This is a genomic window from Neptunomonas marina, from assembly GCF_004005935.1.
Lineage (GTDB): Bacteria > Pseudomonadota > Gammaproteobacteria > Pseudomonadales > Balneatricaceae > Neptunomonas > Neptunomonas marina.
Genome location: NZ_SACQ01000039.1, coordinates 1 through 355, shown reverse-complemented (window position 1 = coordinate 355; position 355 = coordinate 1). Strand labels below are relative to the sequence as shown.

The 355-nt window shown below is 50.1% G+C and carries 3 tRNA genes; all 3 read right to left on the bottom strand.

Annotation, left to right across the window (positions count from 1 at the left end):
- Positions 1–51: 51 nt before the first annotated feature.
- Positions 52–127: transfer RNA gene (locus EOE65_RS17960), tRNA-Glu, on the bottom strand.
- 10 nt (positions 128–137) lie between these two features.
- A tRNA-Gly gene (locus tag EOE65_RS17955) sits at positions 138–213 on the bottom strand.
- A gap of 17 nt (positions 214–230) precedes the next feature.
- A tRNA-Glu gene (locus tag EOE65_RS17950) sits at positions 231–306 on the bottom strand.
- Positions 307–355 lie beyond the last annotated feature (49 nt).

The following is a 355-nucleotide window of genomic DNA, read 5'->3' as shown; positions in this document are numbered from 1 at the left end:
CTTAACATGCGGATATTATAAAAGAGAAGGTACTGATAAGAATAGCAGAAATGGCGTCCCATAGGGGGTTCGAACCCCTGTTACCGCCGTGAAAGGGCGGTGTCCTAGACCACTAGACGAATGGGACGTACATATTTTGGAGCGGGAAACGAGACTCGAACTCGCGACCCCAACCTTGGCAAGGTTGTGCTCTACCAACTGAGCTATTCCCGCACATTCTTGAAGAGTAATGGCGTCCCATAGGGGGTTCGAACCCCTGTTACCGCCGTGAAAGGGCGGTGTCCTAGACCACTAGACGAATGGGACATCTAATCAAGAAGCGCGCATTTTATAGCTATCAGAATCTTCCGTCAAC